Origin of the sequence: Streptomyces rapamycinicus NRRL 5491 (genome assembly GCF_024298965.1) — a bacterium.
Classification (GTDB): Bacteria; Actinomycetota; Actinomycetes; order Streptomycetales; family Streptomycetaceae; genus Streptomyces; species Streptomyces rapamycinicus.
In genome coordinates this window covers 1,496,973-1,511,932 of record NZ_CP085193.1, presented here as the reverse complement: position 1 = coordinate 1,511,932, position 14,960 = coordinate 1,496,973, and the positions used below count along the sequence as shown (strand labels likewise).

Below are 14,960 nucleotides of genomic sequence, written 5' to 3'. Positions count from 1 at the left end.
CTGTCCGTACGCTCACGAAAGGGGCTCCATATGCACACCATGGAGGTTCGCCCGCCGGTACCCAGCCGTTCCAGCAGCAGATGGCGTCGATACGGCCGACTCGCCGCCGCCAACTTCGTCCGGGGTGCCTCGTACGCGTGCGGCACCGCGGCCATCGGTCTGATGGCGTGGTGGGTGCAGACCCGCTGACGGTGCGGACCCGCTGACACACCCCGCCCCGCCATCCCGTCCGGAGCCGGAGCCCCTGACCCTGATCGTCCGCGGTCCGCCGCGACGGCCACTCACGGCCGTCGCGGCGGCCGGGCTACGCCTGAGGATGCGGCTGCGAGCGGAAGCGGGGGAAGTGCGCCCCCCGGTGCTCGGCGCGCGGGGCGCCGGGTCCGCCGAGACTGGTGCGCAGCTGGATGCCGTGCATGATCTCGATGATGCCCAGCGCGAGCAGCCAGATACCGGCCACCACGGTGAGCGCGGTGATCGAGCCGAAGGGCGCCACGATCAGGATGATCCCGCCCAGGATGGTGAGCAGGCCGAGGAACACCTGCCAGCCCCGGGCGGGCATGCCCTCACCGGAGATCGCCATGGCGGTCATCATCACGCCCCGGATCAGCCAGGCGAAGCCGATCCACAGCGCGAGCAGCAGGATCGACTGGGCCGGACCCCGGAAGCAGAGCAGTCCCAGCAGCACACTCAGCGCGCCGGTGACGAAACTCAGCACCCGCAGAGTCCTCGGGACATGCGAACCGAAGGCCCCGGCCAGTTGGAAGATCCCGCTGATCAGCAGATACGCGCCGAACAGGACGCCGATCACCACCAGGGAGGGACCCGGCCACGCCAGCACCATGATACCGAGCGCGATCGCCACCAGACCCGCGGTCACCATGACCTGCCAGGTGGTGTTGGACAGCATGTTCTGCATCGTGGCGTAGGGGTTGCCTTCATCGGCGGGCCGCTCTCCCGGCCGGCCGTAGGGTTCCTCTCTCGGCTGCCCGGCACCATGCGGACTGTCGGAGGAGTAAGTCATGGTCGTCCACCTCCTCGGGGGGACACGATGGCCGTAGCCCACAGATCCATCGTCCCTCCGCGCCGGTTCCAGCGCCTCGCGGGCGGTGGACCCGCGTGGCAAGGTGGTGGTGAGGCCGTGTCCTGGTGCGCGTCATAGGGAGGCCCGCATGGACGACCGGGAGTTCTTCCAGACGGTGGCGGAGCGCACTCAGCTGTCACGGCAGGAGGCGGCCGACGTCACCCGCGCCACGCTCGAGACCCTGGCGGCCCGCCTGAGCGCGGGCGAGGCCCGCGACCTCGCCCAGGAGCTGCCCGGACACCTCCGGGAGTCCCTTCGGCGCGGGCCGGAGGAGATGGAGATCTTCGACCCCGAGGAGTCGGTCCGCAGGGTGCACCTGCGCACCGGGCTGTCCGAGCCGGAGGCCGACCGGGGTGTCCGGGCGGTCCTCGCCACGCTCCGGGAGGCCGTCTCCGCCGAGGAGTACGGCCACGCCATGTCCCAGCTGGGCGGCGAGTTCGCGAGGATGGCGGAGTCCGTGCGCTGACCCGCCCACGGACGGTGGGCTCAGTCGGCCCGCCAGCCGCTCCACCGGTCGACGGTGATCTCCACGACCGGCCCGCGCGGCGGCCGGTCCCGGTACTGGGCCGGGTAGGTGTCCACGAGTAGCCGGACGTGGTCCGCGGCCACCGGCGACTCGTCGGCCGGTGGCAGGACGCGGGCCGTGCCGTCGGCGCGCGCCCACCACAGGTGGTCCCAGTTCTCGTCGTAGTCGTCGACCAGGAGGCACACGGCGGGGTGGGCGCGGATGTTGTCCAGGCGTTTCAGCCGTGTCGTCCGCTTCGGCTTGTGGTCGACGGCCGTCACCACCGTGTCACCGGTCAGCGCGAAGACCACCGGCACCAGATGCGGGCGGTCCTCGGCGCCGACGGTGGCCAGCCGGGCCAGCCTGGCCCGTGCGAAGCGCTCCCGCGCCTGCGCGCCCGTCAGCTGCGGCATCGAGACCCCCGGCACCTCACTGGAACCGGGCGGCGATCCGGGCCATCGAGTCCAGCCGTGCGATCGTCTCCGCCTCCGGCATCGTCGGCAGATAGAACAGCGCCCGCTCCACACCGATGCGCTGATACCCCTCGGTCACGTCGGCGTCCTCGGGCATCGCGTACAGCGTCACCGGCACCTCGCGGCCGGCCACCTCGCGCATCCGCTCGATCTGCGGGCGCAGTTCCTCGGGGGATCCGCTGTTGGCCAGCCAGGCGTCGCCGACGGCGGCGATCCGCCGGAACGCGGCGTCGCCGGCACCGCCCACATAGATCGGCGGATGCGGTCGCTGGACCGGCTTGGGCCACTGGAAGACGGGGTCGAAGTTCACGAACTCCCCGTGGAACTCGGCCTTCTCCTTCGTCCACAGCTCGCGGATGGCCCGCAGCCGCTCGTCCATCAGCCGGCCCCGGGTGGACGGATCGGTGCCGTGGTTCTCCATCTCCTCGCGGTTCCAGCCCGCGCCGACCCCGAACGCGGCCCGTCCCTCCGAGATCAGGTCGAGGGAGGCCACTTCGTTGGCGGTGGTGATCGGATCCCGCTGCACCACCAGGGCGATACCGGTCCCCAGCAGCAGACGCCGGGTGACCGTGGCGACCGCGGCCAGCGTCACGAACGGGTCCAGGGTGCGGTAGTAGACCTCCGGCAGGTCCCCGCCACCCGGATAGGGGGTACGGCGGTCCACCGGGATATGGCTGTGCTCCGCGATGAAGAGCGCGTCGAAACCGCGCTCCTCCAGAGCCCGCCCCAAGGGGGCGGGCCGGATGCCCTGGTCGGTGACGAACGTGGATACGCCGAACTTCACTGCGGCTCCCTGGGACGGTGCGTGGATGATCTACGGGAACCACATGGGTACCCGGCCGCGCGGAAACCACAACGGTGCGCACGAGTGAGACGGCCGGGTGGCGGGCGGGCCGGGCGGCGCGAGCCCTACGACCGGGGCTCGCCCGGACCGAGCAGGACACCACGCCCCGCGTAGAACCGCCCGAGGTCGTCCCAGGGGACCTCGGCGAAGCGCTGGGAGCCGTCCGGGAAGCCCGATGGATTGTGTACGAGGAGATGGTCCGGGGTGGCGCCGACGGCCAGCACCAGATGGCCGCCCCGGTGCGGCGGCCGCGGGTCCAGGGTGCGGAGGGAGGGGTGGACGGACAGCATCGCGAGCCGCCCGGCCGCGAGATGTCCCGGCAGCTCCTCGGCCGGAAGCCGCGGCCGGGACTCGGCGAACAGCTCCCAGCGCCGCCGCGCGTAGTCGGCGAACGGGGCGTAGACGAGCCCGTCCACCCGGTCCGGGTGGCGCACATACGCCCCCGCCTCGACACACTCCTCGGCGAGTGTCACCGCGGGTGGCGCGGTGCCGCGCCAGTGGTCCAGCGCCATGCGCAGACATGCCATCCCGCACAGCCGCCACGACCAGAACGCGTACTCCTCCGGGCTCGCGGCCCCGGACTTCTGCCACAGCGGATCGTCGGCCGCCGACAGGGTGCCCGCGATGATGTCGGGCACCAGGGCGGGCGACTCCCACTGGGCGTAGTAGGGCACGGGGTGGATGAGGGAAACCGGGGCCTCGGGCATGCGTGCCAGTCTTCCCGAATTCCGCCCGCCGAGCCCCGGCCCCCGCTCAGCCACCCGTGGCGAAGCCCGGGAAGAGGGTCATGCCGCCGTCGACGTAGAGGGTGGTGCCCACCACGTAGTCGCACAGGTCGGAGGCCAGGACGACGGCGGCGTTGGCGATGTCCAGGGTGTCGCCCACGCGGCCGTACGGGATGAGCCGCAGGAGGGAGTCGCGTGCCTCGGGGGTCTGCCAGGCGCCGCGGTTGATCGGGGTCTTGACGGCGCCCGGCGCGATCGCGTTCACCCGGATCTTATGGGGTGCGAACTCCTGGGCCAGGGTCTGCGTCAGCATCGCCACGCCGCCCTTGGACGACGCGTAGTTCACATGGCCGGCCCAGGGGATGGTCTGGTGCACCGAGCTCATGCAGATGACCTTCCCGGCCGCCCGCGACACCTCCGGGACCACACCGCGCCGCAGGAACTCCTTGATGGCCTCCCGGGCGCACAGGAACTGGCCGGTGAGGTTGACGGAGATGACCTTCTGCCACTGTTCGAGCGTCATCTCGGTGGTGGGCGCGTCCCGCTGGAGCCCCGCGTTGGCGACGAGGATGTCGATGGTGCCCAGACGGTCGACCATGGTGGACACCAGGTCGACGACCTGGTCCTCCTGGGACACATCCGCCTGATGGGCGTAGGCCCGCACACCGTGGCTCTGGATCTCGGCGACGACGGCCTCGGCGGCCGGCCGGTCACTGGCGTAGTTGACCACCACATCGGCGCCGGAGCGCCCCAGCGCGATCGCGGTGGCCTTTCCGATCCCCGAGTTCGCCCCGGTGACCAGCGCCTTCTGCCCCTTGAGGAGTTCCGGGACGTGCACCGGAGGAGGACGATCGGGATTGCTGTTCACTGGCTCGGTCTCCTTCGTTGGTCCGTCACCCGCCGCCCCGACCCTCGCAGCCCGCCGGGGGAGCCGTAGCCCCCCACGGCGCCACGGTCACCCGCTAAGGCGATGCACATCGTTCCAGCGGCGCAACGTGGCGACCGGCTCAGTTGGCCTCGGCGAGCGCCTGTGCGCGCAGGGTGGAGCAGGTGCGGTTGATGAGCCGTGAGACGTGCATCTGGGAGATGCCCAGCTGCTCGGCGATCCGGCTCTGTGTCATATCGCAGAAGAAACGCATGTAAAGGATCTGCCGCTCCCGGTCGGGGAGCCGGCTGAGACCGGGGCGCACTGCCTCGCGGTCCACCACCCGATCGTACGCGGGCTCCTGGGCGCCGAGCGTGTCGGCCAGCGAGTAGCCGTCGTCTGCGCCGGTCGGCTGGGCGTCCAGGGAGAGCGGGGTGTAGCTGCCCATGGCCTCCATGCCGGCGCGCACCTCCTTCTCGGTCAGCCCGGTGCGCTCGGCGATCTCCTGGGCCCGCGGCGGCCGGTCGTCCACCCCGTGGGACAGCTCGCGGTGGGCGGCCCGCACCCGGTTGCGCAGATCCTGGACCCGGCGGGGGACATGCAGCACCCACAGATGGTCCCGGAAGTGGCGCTTGATCTCGCCGACGATCGTGGGCACCGCGAACCCGGCGAAGGCGGTGCCGTGTTCCGGGTCGTACCGCTTGACGGCCTTCACCAGGCCGAGCGCGGCCACCTGCTGCAGATCCTCCAGGGATTCGCCGCGGTTGCGGTACTGCCGGGCCAGCCGTTCGGCCATCGGCATCCACGCCTCCACGACCCGGCGGCACAGCGCCTCCTTCTCCGGGCCGTCGGGGAGCCGGGCCATTTCCGCGAACTCGGTGCTGGTGTCCGGCGCGTCGTCGTGCGGGTGCTTCGTGGGGCCGGTCCGGGGCCGTGTCATGTCCTGCGTCGCGGTCGTCATGGAACACACCTCCTGCGATGGGCTGACGGGTCACCTGGGACCGGGAGTGCATCGCGGGAGGTTCACGGGGACGTGCGGACCGGCGCGCCGCCGCGGTCTGGAGCATTGCAGACTGCTCCCGCGGTGCGTGCCTACGGTCCGAAGCACGAATATCCGCCTGCCCTGGGCCTCCAGGGGCAAACAAAGTTCTTCAGCCGAGCAGCGCGGCCACCGTCATCAGCACCGGCGGTGCGAGCAGCGTGGACAGCAGGATCGACTCACGGGCCAGGACGGTGGCGGTCTGATACCGGGTGGCGTACGTGAACAGGTTCTGAGCCGCCGGTAGCGCGGAGGTGACGACGGCGGCGAACAGCGCCGGGCCGCTCAGCCGGAACACACCCGCCGCGATGGCCCACGCCACCACCGGCTGGGCGAAGGACTTCAGCGCCACCGACAGCAGCACCGGCCCGCGCTCCTCGCCGCGCCCGGGGAGCTGACTGCCCGGCAGCGAGATCCCGAAGGCCAGCAGCACGGCGGGCACGGCCATGCCGCCCAGCAGCGAGAGCGGTTCCACGACGGGCCCGGGGACCCGCCAGCCGGTGGCGGACACCAGGACGCCCGACAGCGAGCCGATCACGATGGGGTTCCGGAACGGGCTGGTCAGCCTGCGGATCAGCGAGGGGCGCGTATCGGGGCGGGAGAGGTCGATGACCGTCAGGGCGATCGGGGTCATGACGAGCTGCTGGAAGAGCAGCACCGGCGCGATCAGGCTCGCGTCGCCCAGGACGTACATCGCGATGGGGATGCCGAGGTTGCCCGCGTTCACGTAGCTCGCGCACAGCGCGCCGATCGTCGTCCGGCCGACGCTCCACCGCCGTACGGCGCCGACGGCCACGAACGTGCCCGCGACCACGAAGGTGGACAGGGCCGTCACCAGCAGCGGTGTGGAGACGACGACGGAGAGGTCGGCCTTGGAGAGCGTGGTGAACAGCAGCGCGGGGGAGGCCACATCGAAGGAGAGCTTGGTGAGCACGTCGCGGCCGTGGGCGCCCAAGGAGCGGCGGCGCCCGATGACATAGCCGGTGACGATGATGGTCGCGATGACACCGAAGCCGGTGATCACACCGCCCACTGGGCCTCCACCCCACCGTGGCCGGAGCCGGGTGTGCGGGGTGCCACGGGGTCTCGTCCGCTCGTCGTGGTGGTCGAGGGCCAGGGCGCGGCGGTCATCAAGGGCGTCTTCCGGGTGCGTAGGGTCAGCATGCACCCTACAAGTAATTCGGCCGCGGCGCTGTGACGTCGCTGACGGGCGGGGGTATCCGGGCTCAGGTGATGGTGAGGGTGCGGCCCCGCTCGGCCAGGGAGCTGTTGCCCGCGAAGACCCGGATCTCGCCCTTCTGGAGCAGGAACCGGCCGTGCGGATCCTGGGTCCAGAAACCCAGCTCCTCGGCGCTCAGCCGGAACCTGACCGTGGTGGCCCTGCCGGGGCCGAGGCTGACCCGGCGGAAGCCACTGAGCCTGCGCACCGGTTGCACGATGCTCGCCACCGGATCGCGGATGTACAGCTGCACCACCTCATCGCCCTTGCGCCGCCCGGTGTTGCGCACCGCCACCGCGACCTCGACGGTGTCGCCCTTGCGCAGCGCCTCGGCCCGGACGCGGCTGACGCTGAGCCGGGGTTCGCCGATGTCGAAGGTGGTGTAGCTGAGGCCGTGGCCGAAGGGGAACTGGGGCCCGTTGGCCAGGTCGAGGTACTTGGAGGTGTAGTGGTTGGCCCGGTCGTAGGGGCGTCCGGTGTTCTCGTGGTTGTAGTAGACGGGGATCTGCCCGACCGTGCGCGGGAAGGTCACGGGCAGCTTGCCACCGGGGTTCACGGTGCCGAAGAGCACATCCGCGACGGCGTTGCCGCCCTCGATCCCCGGATGCCACGCCTGCAGCACGGCGGGTGTGCGGTCCAGCCAGCCCGCCATCGTCAGCGGACGTCCGCTGAGCAGCACCACCACGAACGGCGCGCCGGTGTCCGCGATCGCGGAGATCAGTCGCTCCTGACGGCCGGGCAGCCCCAGGTCGCTGCGTACGGACGCCTCCCCGCTGAGCGTCGCCGCCTCCCCGACCACCACCACGGTCACATCGGTCGCTCTCGCCGCCGAGGCCGCCCGCGCGATGCCCCGGGTGTTCCGGCCGGACGCGTCCACGCCCTCGACATGGCTGATCCGGGCCTTCGGCGCCGCGTCCTTCACCGCGTCCAGCACGGTGACCGGGCGGAACTTCTCGGCCCAGGTCCCGGCCCAGGAGCCGCGCAGATCGGTGGAGTCGGCGAAGGGGCCGACGACGGCGATGGAGCCCGATCTGTCCAGCGGGAGCGTGGACTTCTCGTTCTTGAGCAGCACCATGGTGCGGCCGGCCGCCTCGCGGGCCGCCGCCCGGGACGCCTTCGTGGGCCCGGCGATCGCCGTGTCCTCGTCCGCGTAGGGGTGCTCGAAGAGCCCGAGCCGGAACTTCAGCCGCAGGATGCGGGCCACCGCGTCGTCCAGCCGCTCGGTGGTGATCTCACCTCTGCGCAGCAGCCGCTTGCCGTACTCGTTGATGGTGGTGCTGGCCATCTCCATGTCGATCCCGGCGTTGAAGGCCAGCCGGGCGGCGTCGGAGCGGTCGGCGGCGTAGCCGTGGACGATCATTTCCTGAACGCCGTTGTAGTCGCTGACGACGAAGCCGCCGAAGTCCCACTCCTCCTTGAGGATCTCGGTCAGCGCATGCCGGTAGCCGTGGGCGGGGACCCCGCTGACGGTGTTGAAGCTCGCCATGACCGTGGCCACCCCGGCGTCCAGGGCCGCCCGGAACGGGGGGAGGTAGAAGTTGCGCAGCCGGGCCTCGGAGACATCCACCGTGTTGTAGTCGCGGCCGCCCTCGACGCCCCCGTAGGCGATCATGTGCTTGGCGCAGGTCGCGAGGTGGCGCCGGGAGCGCAGGTCGTCGCCCTGGTAGGCGCGGGTCTTGGCGGCCGCGAGCCGCGCCGCCAGATACGGGTCCTCGCCGTCCCCCTCGGCGATCCGCCCCCAGCGCGGTTCATGGGTGACGTCCATCATCGGCGAGAACGCCCAGTGCACCCCGTTGGAGCGGGCCTCCCGCGCCGACACCTCCGCGTCCCACTCGGCCACCGCGGGATCGAAGGCGGCGGCCTGGGCGAGGGGGATGGGAAAGGTGGTCCACATGCCGTGGATGACATCGAGCCCGAAGATCAGCGGAATGCCCAGCCGGGACTCCTCGACGGCCATCCGCTGCAGCGTGTTGGTGGTACGGGCCCCGTAGATGTTGAGCACGGAGCCGAGCCTGCCCCTGCGGGCAGCCTTCTCCGCGGCGGCGGTCTGCCCGCCACCCGGCCCGGTGGCGCCGGTCCAGGCGAGCTGCTGGAGCTGGCCGAGCTTCTCGTCGACGGACATCCGCGCCATCAGGGCCTGGATCCTGGTCTCGTACGGGCCGGGCTCCCGCCCCGGCCGGGCCCGGTCGGCGGAGGGGGCGGGCGGGGCATGGGCATGGGCGGCCGCGGCCTTGCCCGCGATGGCCGTCCCCCCGGCGGCGGCGAGCACCGTACGTCTGCGCACATCGTTCATGGTCTTCGTCCTGGTCTTCGGCGATCGGTTCTCCCCGAGCCCGGTTTCCTCAAGACCATGCCGGTCACGACCCCGCGCGGGATGTGGGCCGCCATCTGGGTCTTCTGCCAACGTACGACAGGATCGCCGTCCGGGCCCCCGGTAGGTCCCGGGGCCGTGTGTGCTCAGTGTGTCCGGACGGCTGCGCTCCGGCACCCACGAGTGAACCGCCCTGTCAGGCCCGGCGCTCGTCCATGCCCGCCATCAGGGCCTGGTGGCTCATCCGCACATGCTCCCGCATCACCCGCTCCGCGCCGTCGCCGTCCTTGGCCTGGATCAGATTGAGGACGCGATGGTGCTCGTCGTCGGACTCGTCCAGCCGACCGGGCCGGGACAGCGAGGTGCGCACCAGCCGGGCGTAGGCCAGCTGGTTCATCAGGGTGCGGTAGTGCGCCTCCAGCTTGCTGTTGTCCGCGCCCACCACGATCAGATCGTGGAACTCGTGGACCAGCGCCGCGTACTGCTCGGCGTCGCCGTCCCGGACGGACGCGTCGGCCGCCTTCATATTGGCCTCGAGCCGCTCCACTTCCGGTACGTTCCCGCGGAAGGCGAGCAGCCGGGCGGCGGCGCCCTCCAGCAGCTCCTTCATCTGGAACAGCTCGGTGAGCTCGCGCCGGGACGGTACGGCGACGAATGTGCCGACCCGTGGCCGCACCTCGACCAAGCCCTCGATCTGGAGCTGTTTGAGGGCCTCGCGGATGGGCGTCCGGCTGACGCCGAAGGTCTCGGACAGCGCCATCTCGGAGAGGCTGGAGCGGGGCGGCAGCTCACCACTGATGATCATCTGCCGCAGCTCTTCGGCGACCCTCGCCTGCATGCTGGTCTGCTGAAGCCGCTTCCCTGTGGGTCGTTGCATGGCACGGGACCCTAGGTGTGGCCATTGCCTCCCGTCAACTGCGGGAACGCAGATATGTTGTGCCATACAACAACCCTTCCTCGGTCCAGGGGCCGGGGATCTCAGGAGCTCAGGAGTTCAGGACCTCAGGATGAACGGATCCCCGGCGGGCTCCTCGCTGGTGTTGATCCAGACGCTCTTCAGCCGGGTGTACTCCCGGATGACCTCCGTGCCGTGCTCGGTCCCCATCCCGCTGGTCTTGAACCCGGCCCGGGGCGACATCGGCGACATCGAGCGATAGGTGTTGGCCCACACCGTCCCGGCCTCCAGCCGCGCGGCCATCCGGTGCACCCGGTTCACATCGCGGGTCCACACGCCCGCCGCCAGGCCGTACGCGGAGTCGTTGGCGATGGCCAGCGCCTCCTCCTCGGAGCCGAAGGGCATGACGGTCGCGACCGGCCCGAAGATCTCCTCCTGGCAGATCCGCATCCCGTTGTCGGTGCCGGTGAAGACGGTGGGGGAGTAGAAGTACCCGTCGAGACCGGTCTCGGGACGCCTGCCGCCGCAGACCACCTTTCCGCCCTCGGCCTGCCCCAGCTCGACGTACGACTCGACCTTCTCCAGCTGTTCGGCGATGGCGAGCGGGCCGAGCTCGGTGGTCTCCGCCAGCGGATCGCCGATGCGGATCGTGGCCGCCCGCGCCGTCACCCGCTCCAGGATCTCGTCGTACACCTCCCGGTGCACCAGCACCCGGCTGCCCGCCACACAGGTCTGGCCCGCGGCCGCGAAGATGCCCGCGATCACGCCCATGGCGGCCGAGCCCAGGTCGGCGTCCGGGAAGATGATGTTGGGCGACTTCCCGCCGAGCTCCAGGGTGCAGCCGATCAGCCGGTCGGCGCAGATGCGGGCGATCCGGCGGCCGGTCCCGCTGGAGCCGGTGAAGGTCACCTTGGACACGCCGTCGTGCTCGGTCAGCGGCCCGCCCGCCTCCGGCCCGTACCCGGTGACCACATTGACCACTCCCGGCGGGAACCCCGCCTCCTCGAAGAGCGGCGCGAGCGCCAGCAGCGAGGCCGAGGTGTGCTCCGAGGGCTTGACCACCACCGTGTTCCCCGCGGCCAGGGCCGGGGCCAGCTTGGTGGTGGTGAGCAGCAGCGGGGAGTTCCAGGGGGTGATGGCGCCGACCACGCCCACCGGTTCGCGCAGGGTGTAGTTGAGCAGCTCGCGGCCGGCCCCGGGGATCACCTCGCCCTGGATCTTGTCGGCGAGTCCCGCGTAGTAGTGGAAGTACTCGGGCAGCCCGGCGAGTTGGGCCCGCATCTCGCGCAGCAGCTTGCCGTTGTCGAGGGTTTCGGTACGGGCCAGCCGCTCCGCGTGCTCACCGATCAGATCGCCCAGGTTCCGCAGCAGCCGGCCGCGCCGGGTCTGGCTCAGATCGCGCCAGCGCGGATCCTCGAAGGCGGTGCGGGCGGCGCCCACCGCACGGTCCACATCGGCGGCGGTGCCGCGCGCCGCCTCGTACCAGGGCTCGGCGGTGGCCGGGTTGACGCTCGCGAAGTAGCCGCCTTCGGCGGGGGCGGTCCACTCGCCCGCGATGTAGTGGTCATGGCGCGGCAGGGGGTTCATGAGCGGTGGGACTCCTGTCCGGTGGGGGTTCCGGGGTGGGTTCCGGTATGGCTTCCGTGGGTTCCGATGTGGTTTCCGGCGTGGCTTCCGGTCCGGTTTCCGGCGTGGTTTTCCGCGTGGCCTCCGGTCTGGGCGAGGATCACGTCGGCGAGTTCCCGGGGGCATTCCAGCGGCAGCAGATGGCGGGCGCCGGGCACGATCACCGCCCGGGCGCCCGGGATCCGCTCGGCCAGCCGGTGCGACATGGCCGGGGTCGAGCCGGGATCCCGCTCACCGGTCACCGCCACGGTGGGCGCGGCGATCCGGGGCAGCCACCGCCACAGCGCGGTGTCGGCGGTCGCGAAGATCCGGTAACAGGCCAGGTAGGAGGCCCGGTCGTTGGCCAGCAGCGTATCGAGCACCTGCCGCGCCGGCTCGGGGTCCTGGGCCCGCCAGGCGGGCGAGAACCAGCGGTCGACCGCCGCCCACGCGGCCGCCCCGAAGTCCTGGGCGGCCAGCTCCTGGCGGCGGGCCACCGCCGCCCGTTCCTCCTCCGACCGGCCCGCGACCGAGCTGACCAGGGTGAGCGAGGCGGTGAGCTCCGGCCGGTCGAGACCCAGCCGCTGGGCGACCAGGGCGCCGAGCGAGAAGCCGACCACATGTGTGGGGCCGCTCAGCAGCGCCCCGACATCGGCGGCCAGCTCGGCGAGCGACACCCCGGCCGCCGCGGCCGGGGAGGCGCCGTGGCCGCGCAGATCGACCAGCGTCACCCGGTGCCGGGCGGCGAGGGCCGGGAGGCACCGGTCCCACATCCGGCGGTCGAGGCCGACGCCGTGCAGCAACACCAGCTCCGGGCCGTCGCCGTGCGCTTCGTGGCTCAGCGCCACCGGGGCCCCGGCCCGGGAGGCCGGGACGCGCGCCGGGGCACCCGCCTCGGACCTGCCCATGTCACTCACCGCCTGCTCACCGCTCCGTCGACAGTGGCGCCAGCCGGGCCTGCGGGCGGCCCTGGGCGGCCGCCGCCAGCCCGACGACGATCTCGTCGGCGCGCGGCCCGTCCGCCACCCGCACCTCGATGCTCTGGTGGTGCGAGCGGATGGTGGCGTCGGTGATGTGCTTGAGCGGGATGTCGAAGACCGTGCCCGCGGCGGCCCGCTTCTCCACGGCCGGGAGCAGCGTGGTGGCGTTCGCCGCGCGGCGGAAGTGGTCGCCGAACTTGAGGGTGTGGATCAGCGCGGAGCCATGCTCGACCTCCCCGTCGAGACCCACGATCGCGGCCTTCCCGTACGCCTCCACCGGCGCGCCCAGGGCCTCGACCACGCGGGGCGCCAGCAGCTCGCCCAGCTTCGGCGCCACCTCGTCGATCCCGGGCAGCAGATCCGCCACGAAGCCCTGACCGGCCCAGGGGTTCTCGATGACGGCGAGCACCACGGCCGTACGGGCGGGCGGGTCCACCGGGCGGCCGCCCTCGCTGTGGATGTCCTCGGTGAAGGTGATGATCTTGCGGATGTTCATGTCACGGTCTCCAGGTCGTCCAGATCGGCGAGGCGGATGAGGGGGTCGGTGGCGCGGTCCCCGATTCGGGCGTTCGGGCGGGGGCCGGACGCCCCCGCCGCGATGACGACGATCTCGTCCGGGCGGGGCGCGTCGGGGATACGGATCTGGCAGGTCTGGTAGTGCGAGCGGGTCGCGGCCGCGGTCTTGTGCCACAGCGGCACGGTCAGCGGTTCACCGGCCGGAAGCCGGTCGTCGCTGAAGACGATGATCGAGGTGCCCTCGGTCAGCTCGCGGAAGACATTGCCGAAGAACGGGGTGTGGATCAGCGCGCCGCCGTGCTCGATCTCCCCGTCCAGACCGACGATCGCGGCCTTGCCGAAGGACTCGATCCGGTCGACCCCGCCCAGCGCCTCGCTGATCCGGTCGGTGAGCAGCCGGGCCAGCCCCGGTGCGATCCGCTCGACCTCGGGCCCCAGGTCGGCGACGAAGCCGCCGCCGGCCCAGGGGTTGCTGATCACCGCGGCCGCCGCGACCCGGCGCACCGGCGCCGCGACCGGGCGGCCGAGCTCCAGCAGCAGCTCATCGGCGACGGTGACGACCTTGCGCAGCTGTGCCTCAGCCATGACCGCCACCGGTGGTGAACTGCGGCATGACCTTCTCGGCGAACAGCTCCAGGCTGCGCATGGCGTTGCGGTGCGGCAGACCGGGGTGGGTGGTCCACAGCAGCAGATGTTCCAGGCCCACCTCGTCGCGCAGCTCGGCGATCTTCTCCGAGACATACTCGGGGGTGCCGACCAGCAGATTGCGCCCCTGGAGGAAGTCGAAGGACAGCTCATGGGCGTCGGTGAGCTCCTCGCCCGCCTCCATGAGGTTGGACAGCCCCCGCCAGTGCATGATCCACCGGTAGGTGGTCATCACCGCCTCTTCGAATTCGGCGCGTGCCTGCTCCATGGTGTCGGCGACATACACATCGCGCACCAGGCCGATGCCCTCGCCCAGCGCGTACTCGCGCCCGGACGCCTGGCTCGCGGTGTCCCGGTAGAGCTCGAACCGTTCCTTGAGCGCGGAGACCGGAGGGAGCCAGAAGAGCCCCTGGACACCGTCGGCCGCGGCGGACTTGATCGAGCGGGGGCTGTCGATCACCTGCCACAGCGGAGGGTGCGGCCGCTGCAAAGGAAACGGCGTGACCTGCATCTTCGTGATGACACCCGCGTCGGTGTACTCCGGGGTGGCGGGGGAGAGGGGGTGGTTCCACTTCACCCCGGGGGAGGGGAACTCGTAGAACCGGCCCTGGTGCGAGAAGAACTCGCCGCTCCACGCCTTGCGCAGGACCTCCACGGTCTCGTCGTACAGGGCGCGGTTCTGCTCCTGGTCGCGCGGATCGGCCAGGGCGTTGAGGTTGAGCGCCTCACGGCCGTACAGCCCCCGGCCGAGGCCGACCTCGACCCGGCCCCCCGAGAGCTGGTCGAGCATCGCGATGTCCTCGGCGAGCCGCAGCGGATGCCAGAAGGTGGCGATCGAGGCCGCCTGGCCGATCCGGATGTGTTCGGTACGGGCGGCGATGTCCGCCCCCATCAGCACCGGGTTCGGGGTGATCTCGATCGCCTCGTGCCCGAAGTGGTGTTCGGTGTACCAGGTGGACCAGAAGCCCGCCCGGTCCGCGGTGACCGCGAACTCGCGGGCTTCGTCCATGACTTCGGCGTACTCACCGAGACGGCCCGGGGCACCGAGGTTGTGGAATATCGAAAAGCGCATGCAGCGTCCGTCCTGTTCTTCCGGCTCACGCTGTGCCATGGCAGGGAGGCTAGGAGTCCATATCGGGCCCGTCAAGGGCCGGCCTCAGGAAAACAACCTTGACCTGTGGCTTTAGTGGGCACCCGGAACTTTCTCGGCTCATCTGTCCCAGGGTGTTGACAGTCGTCGATGGCCTTTCTACGGTC

The 14,960-nt window shown here is 71.3% G+C and carries 16 protein-coding genes; 2 read left to right on the top strand and 14 right to left on the bottom strand.

Annotated features, from left to right (window positions below; translation table 11 throughout):
* Positions 1-30: 30 nt before the first annotated feature.
* Complete coding sequence (locus LIV37_RS06200) at positions 31-189, top strand: hypothetical protein (RefSeq protein WP_164502469.1); 159 nt, start codon at positions 31-33, stop codon at positions 187-189.
* Positions 190-304: 115 nt separating this feature from the next.
* Here LIV37_RS06200 and LIV37_RS06195 read toward each other — a convergent pair whose 3' ends face one another.
* A complete protein-coding gene (locus tag LIV37_RS06195) occupies positions 305-1,021 on the bottom strand; it encodes an HdeD family acid-resistance protein (RefSeq protein ID WP_020866242.1) in 717 nt (238 codons plus the stop codon).
* Positions 1,022-1,169: 148 nt separating this feature from the next.
* Between LIV37_RS06195 and LIV37_RS06190 the strand changes: the two genes are divergently transcribed.
* A complete protein-coding gene (locus LIV37_RS06190) occupies positions 1,170-1,547 on the top strand; it encodes a DUF2267 domain-containing protein (protein ID WP_020866241.1) in 378 nt (125 codons plus the stop codon).
* A 20-nt stretch (positions 1,548-1,567) separates the two neighbouring features.
* On the opposite strand, the gene LIV37_RS06185 is transcribed toward LIV37_RS06190, so the two are convergent.
* The 13 genes from LIV37_RS06185 to LIV37_RS06125 all read right to left on the bottom strand — a co-directional run bounded on the left by LIV37_RS06185 (position 1,568) and on the right by LIV37_RS06125 (position 14,814).
* Positions 1,568-1,999, bottom strand: a complete 432-nt coding sequence (locus LIV37_RS06185; protein WP_020866240.1) for a TIGR03668 family PPOX class F420-dependent oxidoreductase — start codon at positions 1,997-1,999, stop codon at positions 1,568-1,570.
* Between the two features lie 16 nt (positions 2,000-2,015).
* Positions 2,016-2,843 (bottom strand): LLM class F420-dependent oxidoreductase, encoded by an 828-nt coding sequence (locus tag LIV37_RS06180; RefSeq protein ID WP_020866239.1) that lies wholly within the window; start codon positions 2,841-2,843, stop codon positions 2,016-2,018.
* 125 nt (positions 2,844-2,968) lie between these two features.
* On the bottom strand, positions 2,969-3,610 hold the full coding sequence (locus tag LIV37_RS06175; protein WP_020866238.1) for a C39 family peptidase: 642 nt from the start codon (positions 3,608-3,610) through the stop codon (positions 2,969-2,971).
* A gap of 46 nt (positions 3,611-3,656) precedes the next feature.
* Positions 3,657-4,496: an SDR family oxidoreductase gene (locus tag LIV37_RS06170; RefSeq protein ID WP_020866237.1), complete on the bottom strand. Its 840-nt coding sequence runs from the start codon at positions 4,494-4,496 to the stop codon at positions 3,657-3,659.
* 139 nt (positions 4,497-4,635) lie between these two features.
* Positions 4,636-5,454: a SigB/SigF/SigG family RNA polymerase sigma factor gene (locus tag LIV37_RS06165; RefSeq protein WP_020866236.1), complete on the bottom strand. Its 819-nt coding sequence runs from the start codon at positions 5,452-5,454 to the stop codon at positions 4,636-4,638.
* A gap of 190 nt (positions 5,455-5,644) precedes the next feature.
* The gene (locus tag LIV37_RS06160; protein WP_020866235.1) at positions 5,645-6,565 is read right to left on the bottom strand and encodes an AEC family transporter; all 921 of its coding nucleotides are present in this window, start codon (positions 6,563-6,565) and stop codon (positions 5,645-5,647) included.
* Between the two features lie 193 nt (positions 6,566-6,758).
* A complete protein-coding gene (gene bglX, locus LIV37_RS06155; RefSeq protein ID WP_020866234.1) occupies positions 6,759-9,044 on the bottom strand; it encodes a beta-glucosidase BglX in 2,286 nt (761 codons plus the stop codon).
* Positions 9,045-9,258: 214 nt separating this feature from the next.
* Positions 9,259-9,939 carry a GntR family transcriptional regulator gene (locus tag LIV37_RS06150; protein ID WP_086883139.1) on the bottom strand — a complete coding sequence of 227 codons (681 nt, stop codon included), beginning with the start codon at positions 9,937-9,939 and terminating at the stop codon, positions 9,259-9,261.
* A gap of 117 nt (positions 9,940-10,056) precedes the next feature.
* Positions 10,057-11,544, bottom strand: coding sequence for an aldehyde dehydrogenase (locus LIV37_RS06145; protein ID WP_020866232.1), 1,488 nt, complete (start codon positions 11,542-11,544; stop codon positions 10,057-10,059).
* Positions 11,541-12,470 carry an alpha/beta fold hydrolase gene (locus tag LIV37_RS06140; protein WP_020866231.1) on the bottom strand — a complete coding sequence of 310 codons (930 nt, stop codon included), beginning with the start codon at positions 12,468-12,470 and terminating at the stop codon, positions 11,541-11,543. Before LIV37_RS06140 ends, LIV37_RS06145 begins: the two co-directional genes overlap by 4 nt.
* 16 nt (positions 12,471-12,486) lie before the next feature.
* Positions 12,487-13,038 carry an amino acid synthesis family protein gene (locus LIV37_RS06135; RefSeq protein WP_020866230.1) on the bottom strand — a complete coding sequence of 184 codons (552 nt, stop codon included), beginning with the start codon at positions 13,036-13,038 and terminating at the stop codon, positions 12,487-12,489.
* Entirely contained in the window at positions 13,035-13,643 is a 609-nt protein-coding gene (locus LIV37_RS06130) for an amino acid synthesis family protein (RefSeq protein WP_121826209.1), read from the bottom strand. Before LIV37_RS06130 ends, LIV37_RS06135 begins: the two co-directional genes overlap by 4 nt.
* Positions 13,636-14,814, bottom strand: a complete 1,179-nt coding sequence (locus LIV37_RS06125) for an LLM class flavin-dependent oxidoreductase (RefSeq protein ID WP_185057949.1) — start codon at positions 14,812-14,814, stop codon at positions 13,636-13,638. The genes LIV37_RS06130 and LIV37_RS06125 overlap by 8 nt, the downstream gene beginning before the upstream one ends.
* Between the last annotated feature and the right edge of the window lie 146 nt (positions 14,815-14,960).

Excerpts from the sequence above, each read along its gene's own strand:
- LIV37_RS06185 (WP_020866240.1), bottom strand. The coding sequence starts at position 1,999 with ATGCCGCAGCTGACGGGCGCGCAGGCGCGGGAGCGCTTCGCACGGGCC.
- LIV37_RS06130 (WP_121826209.1), bottom strand. The coding sequence starts at position 13,643 with ATGGCTGAGGCACAGCTGCGCAAGGTCGTCACCGTCGCCGATGAGCTG.
- LIV37_RS06200 (WP_164502469.1), top strand. The coding sequence starts at position 31 with ATGCACACCATGGAGGTTCGCCCGCCGGTACCCAGCCGTTCCAGCAGC.
- LIV37_RS06145 (WP_020866232.1), bottom strand. The coding sequence starts at position 11,544 with ATGAACCCCCTGCCGCGCCATGACCACTACATCGCGGGCGAGTGGACC.
- bglX (WP_020866234.1), bottom strand. The coding sequence starts at position 9,044 with ATGAACGATGTGCGCAGACGTACGGTGCTCGCCGCCGCCGGGGGGACG.
- LIV37_RS06125 (WP_185057949.1), bottom strand. The coding sequence starts at position 14,814 with ATGGCACAGCGTGAGCCGGAAGAACAGGACGGACGCTGCATGCGCTTT.
- LIV37_RS06175 (WP_020866238.1), bottom strand. The coding sequence starts at position 3,610 with ATGCCCGAGGCCCCGGTTTCCCTCATCCACCCCGTGCCCTACTACGCC.
- LIV37_RS06195 (WP_020866242.1), bottom strand. The coding sequence starts at position 1,021 with ATGACTTACTCCTCCGACAGTCCGCATGGTGCCGGGCAGCCGAGAGAG.
- LIV37_RS06140 (WP_020866231.1), bottom strand. The coding sequence starts at position 12,470 with ATGGGCAGGTCCGAGGCGGGTGCCCCGGCGCGCGTCCCGGCCTCCCGG.
- LIV37_RS06190 (WP_020866241.1), top strand. The coding sequence starts at position 1,170 with ATGGACGACCGGGAGTTCTTCCAGACGGTGGCGGAGCGCACTCAGCTG.
- LIV37_RS06165 (WP_020866236.1), bottom strand. The coding sequence starts at position 5,454 with ATGACGACCGCGACGCAGGACATGACACGGCCCCGGACCGGCCCCACG.
- LIV37_RS06135 (WP_020866230.1), bottom strand. The coding sequence starts at position 13,038 with ATGAACATCCGCAAGATCATCACCTTCACCGAGGACATCCACAGCGAG.
- LIV37_RS06150 (WP_086883139.1), bottom strand. The coding sequence starts at position 9,939 with ATGCAACGACCCACAGGGAAGCGGCTTCAGCAGACCAGCATGCAGGCG.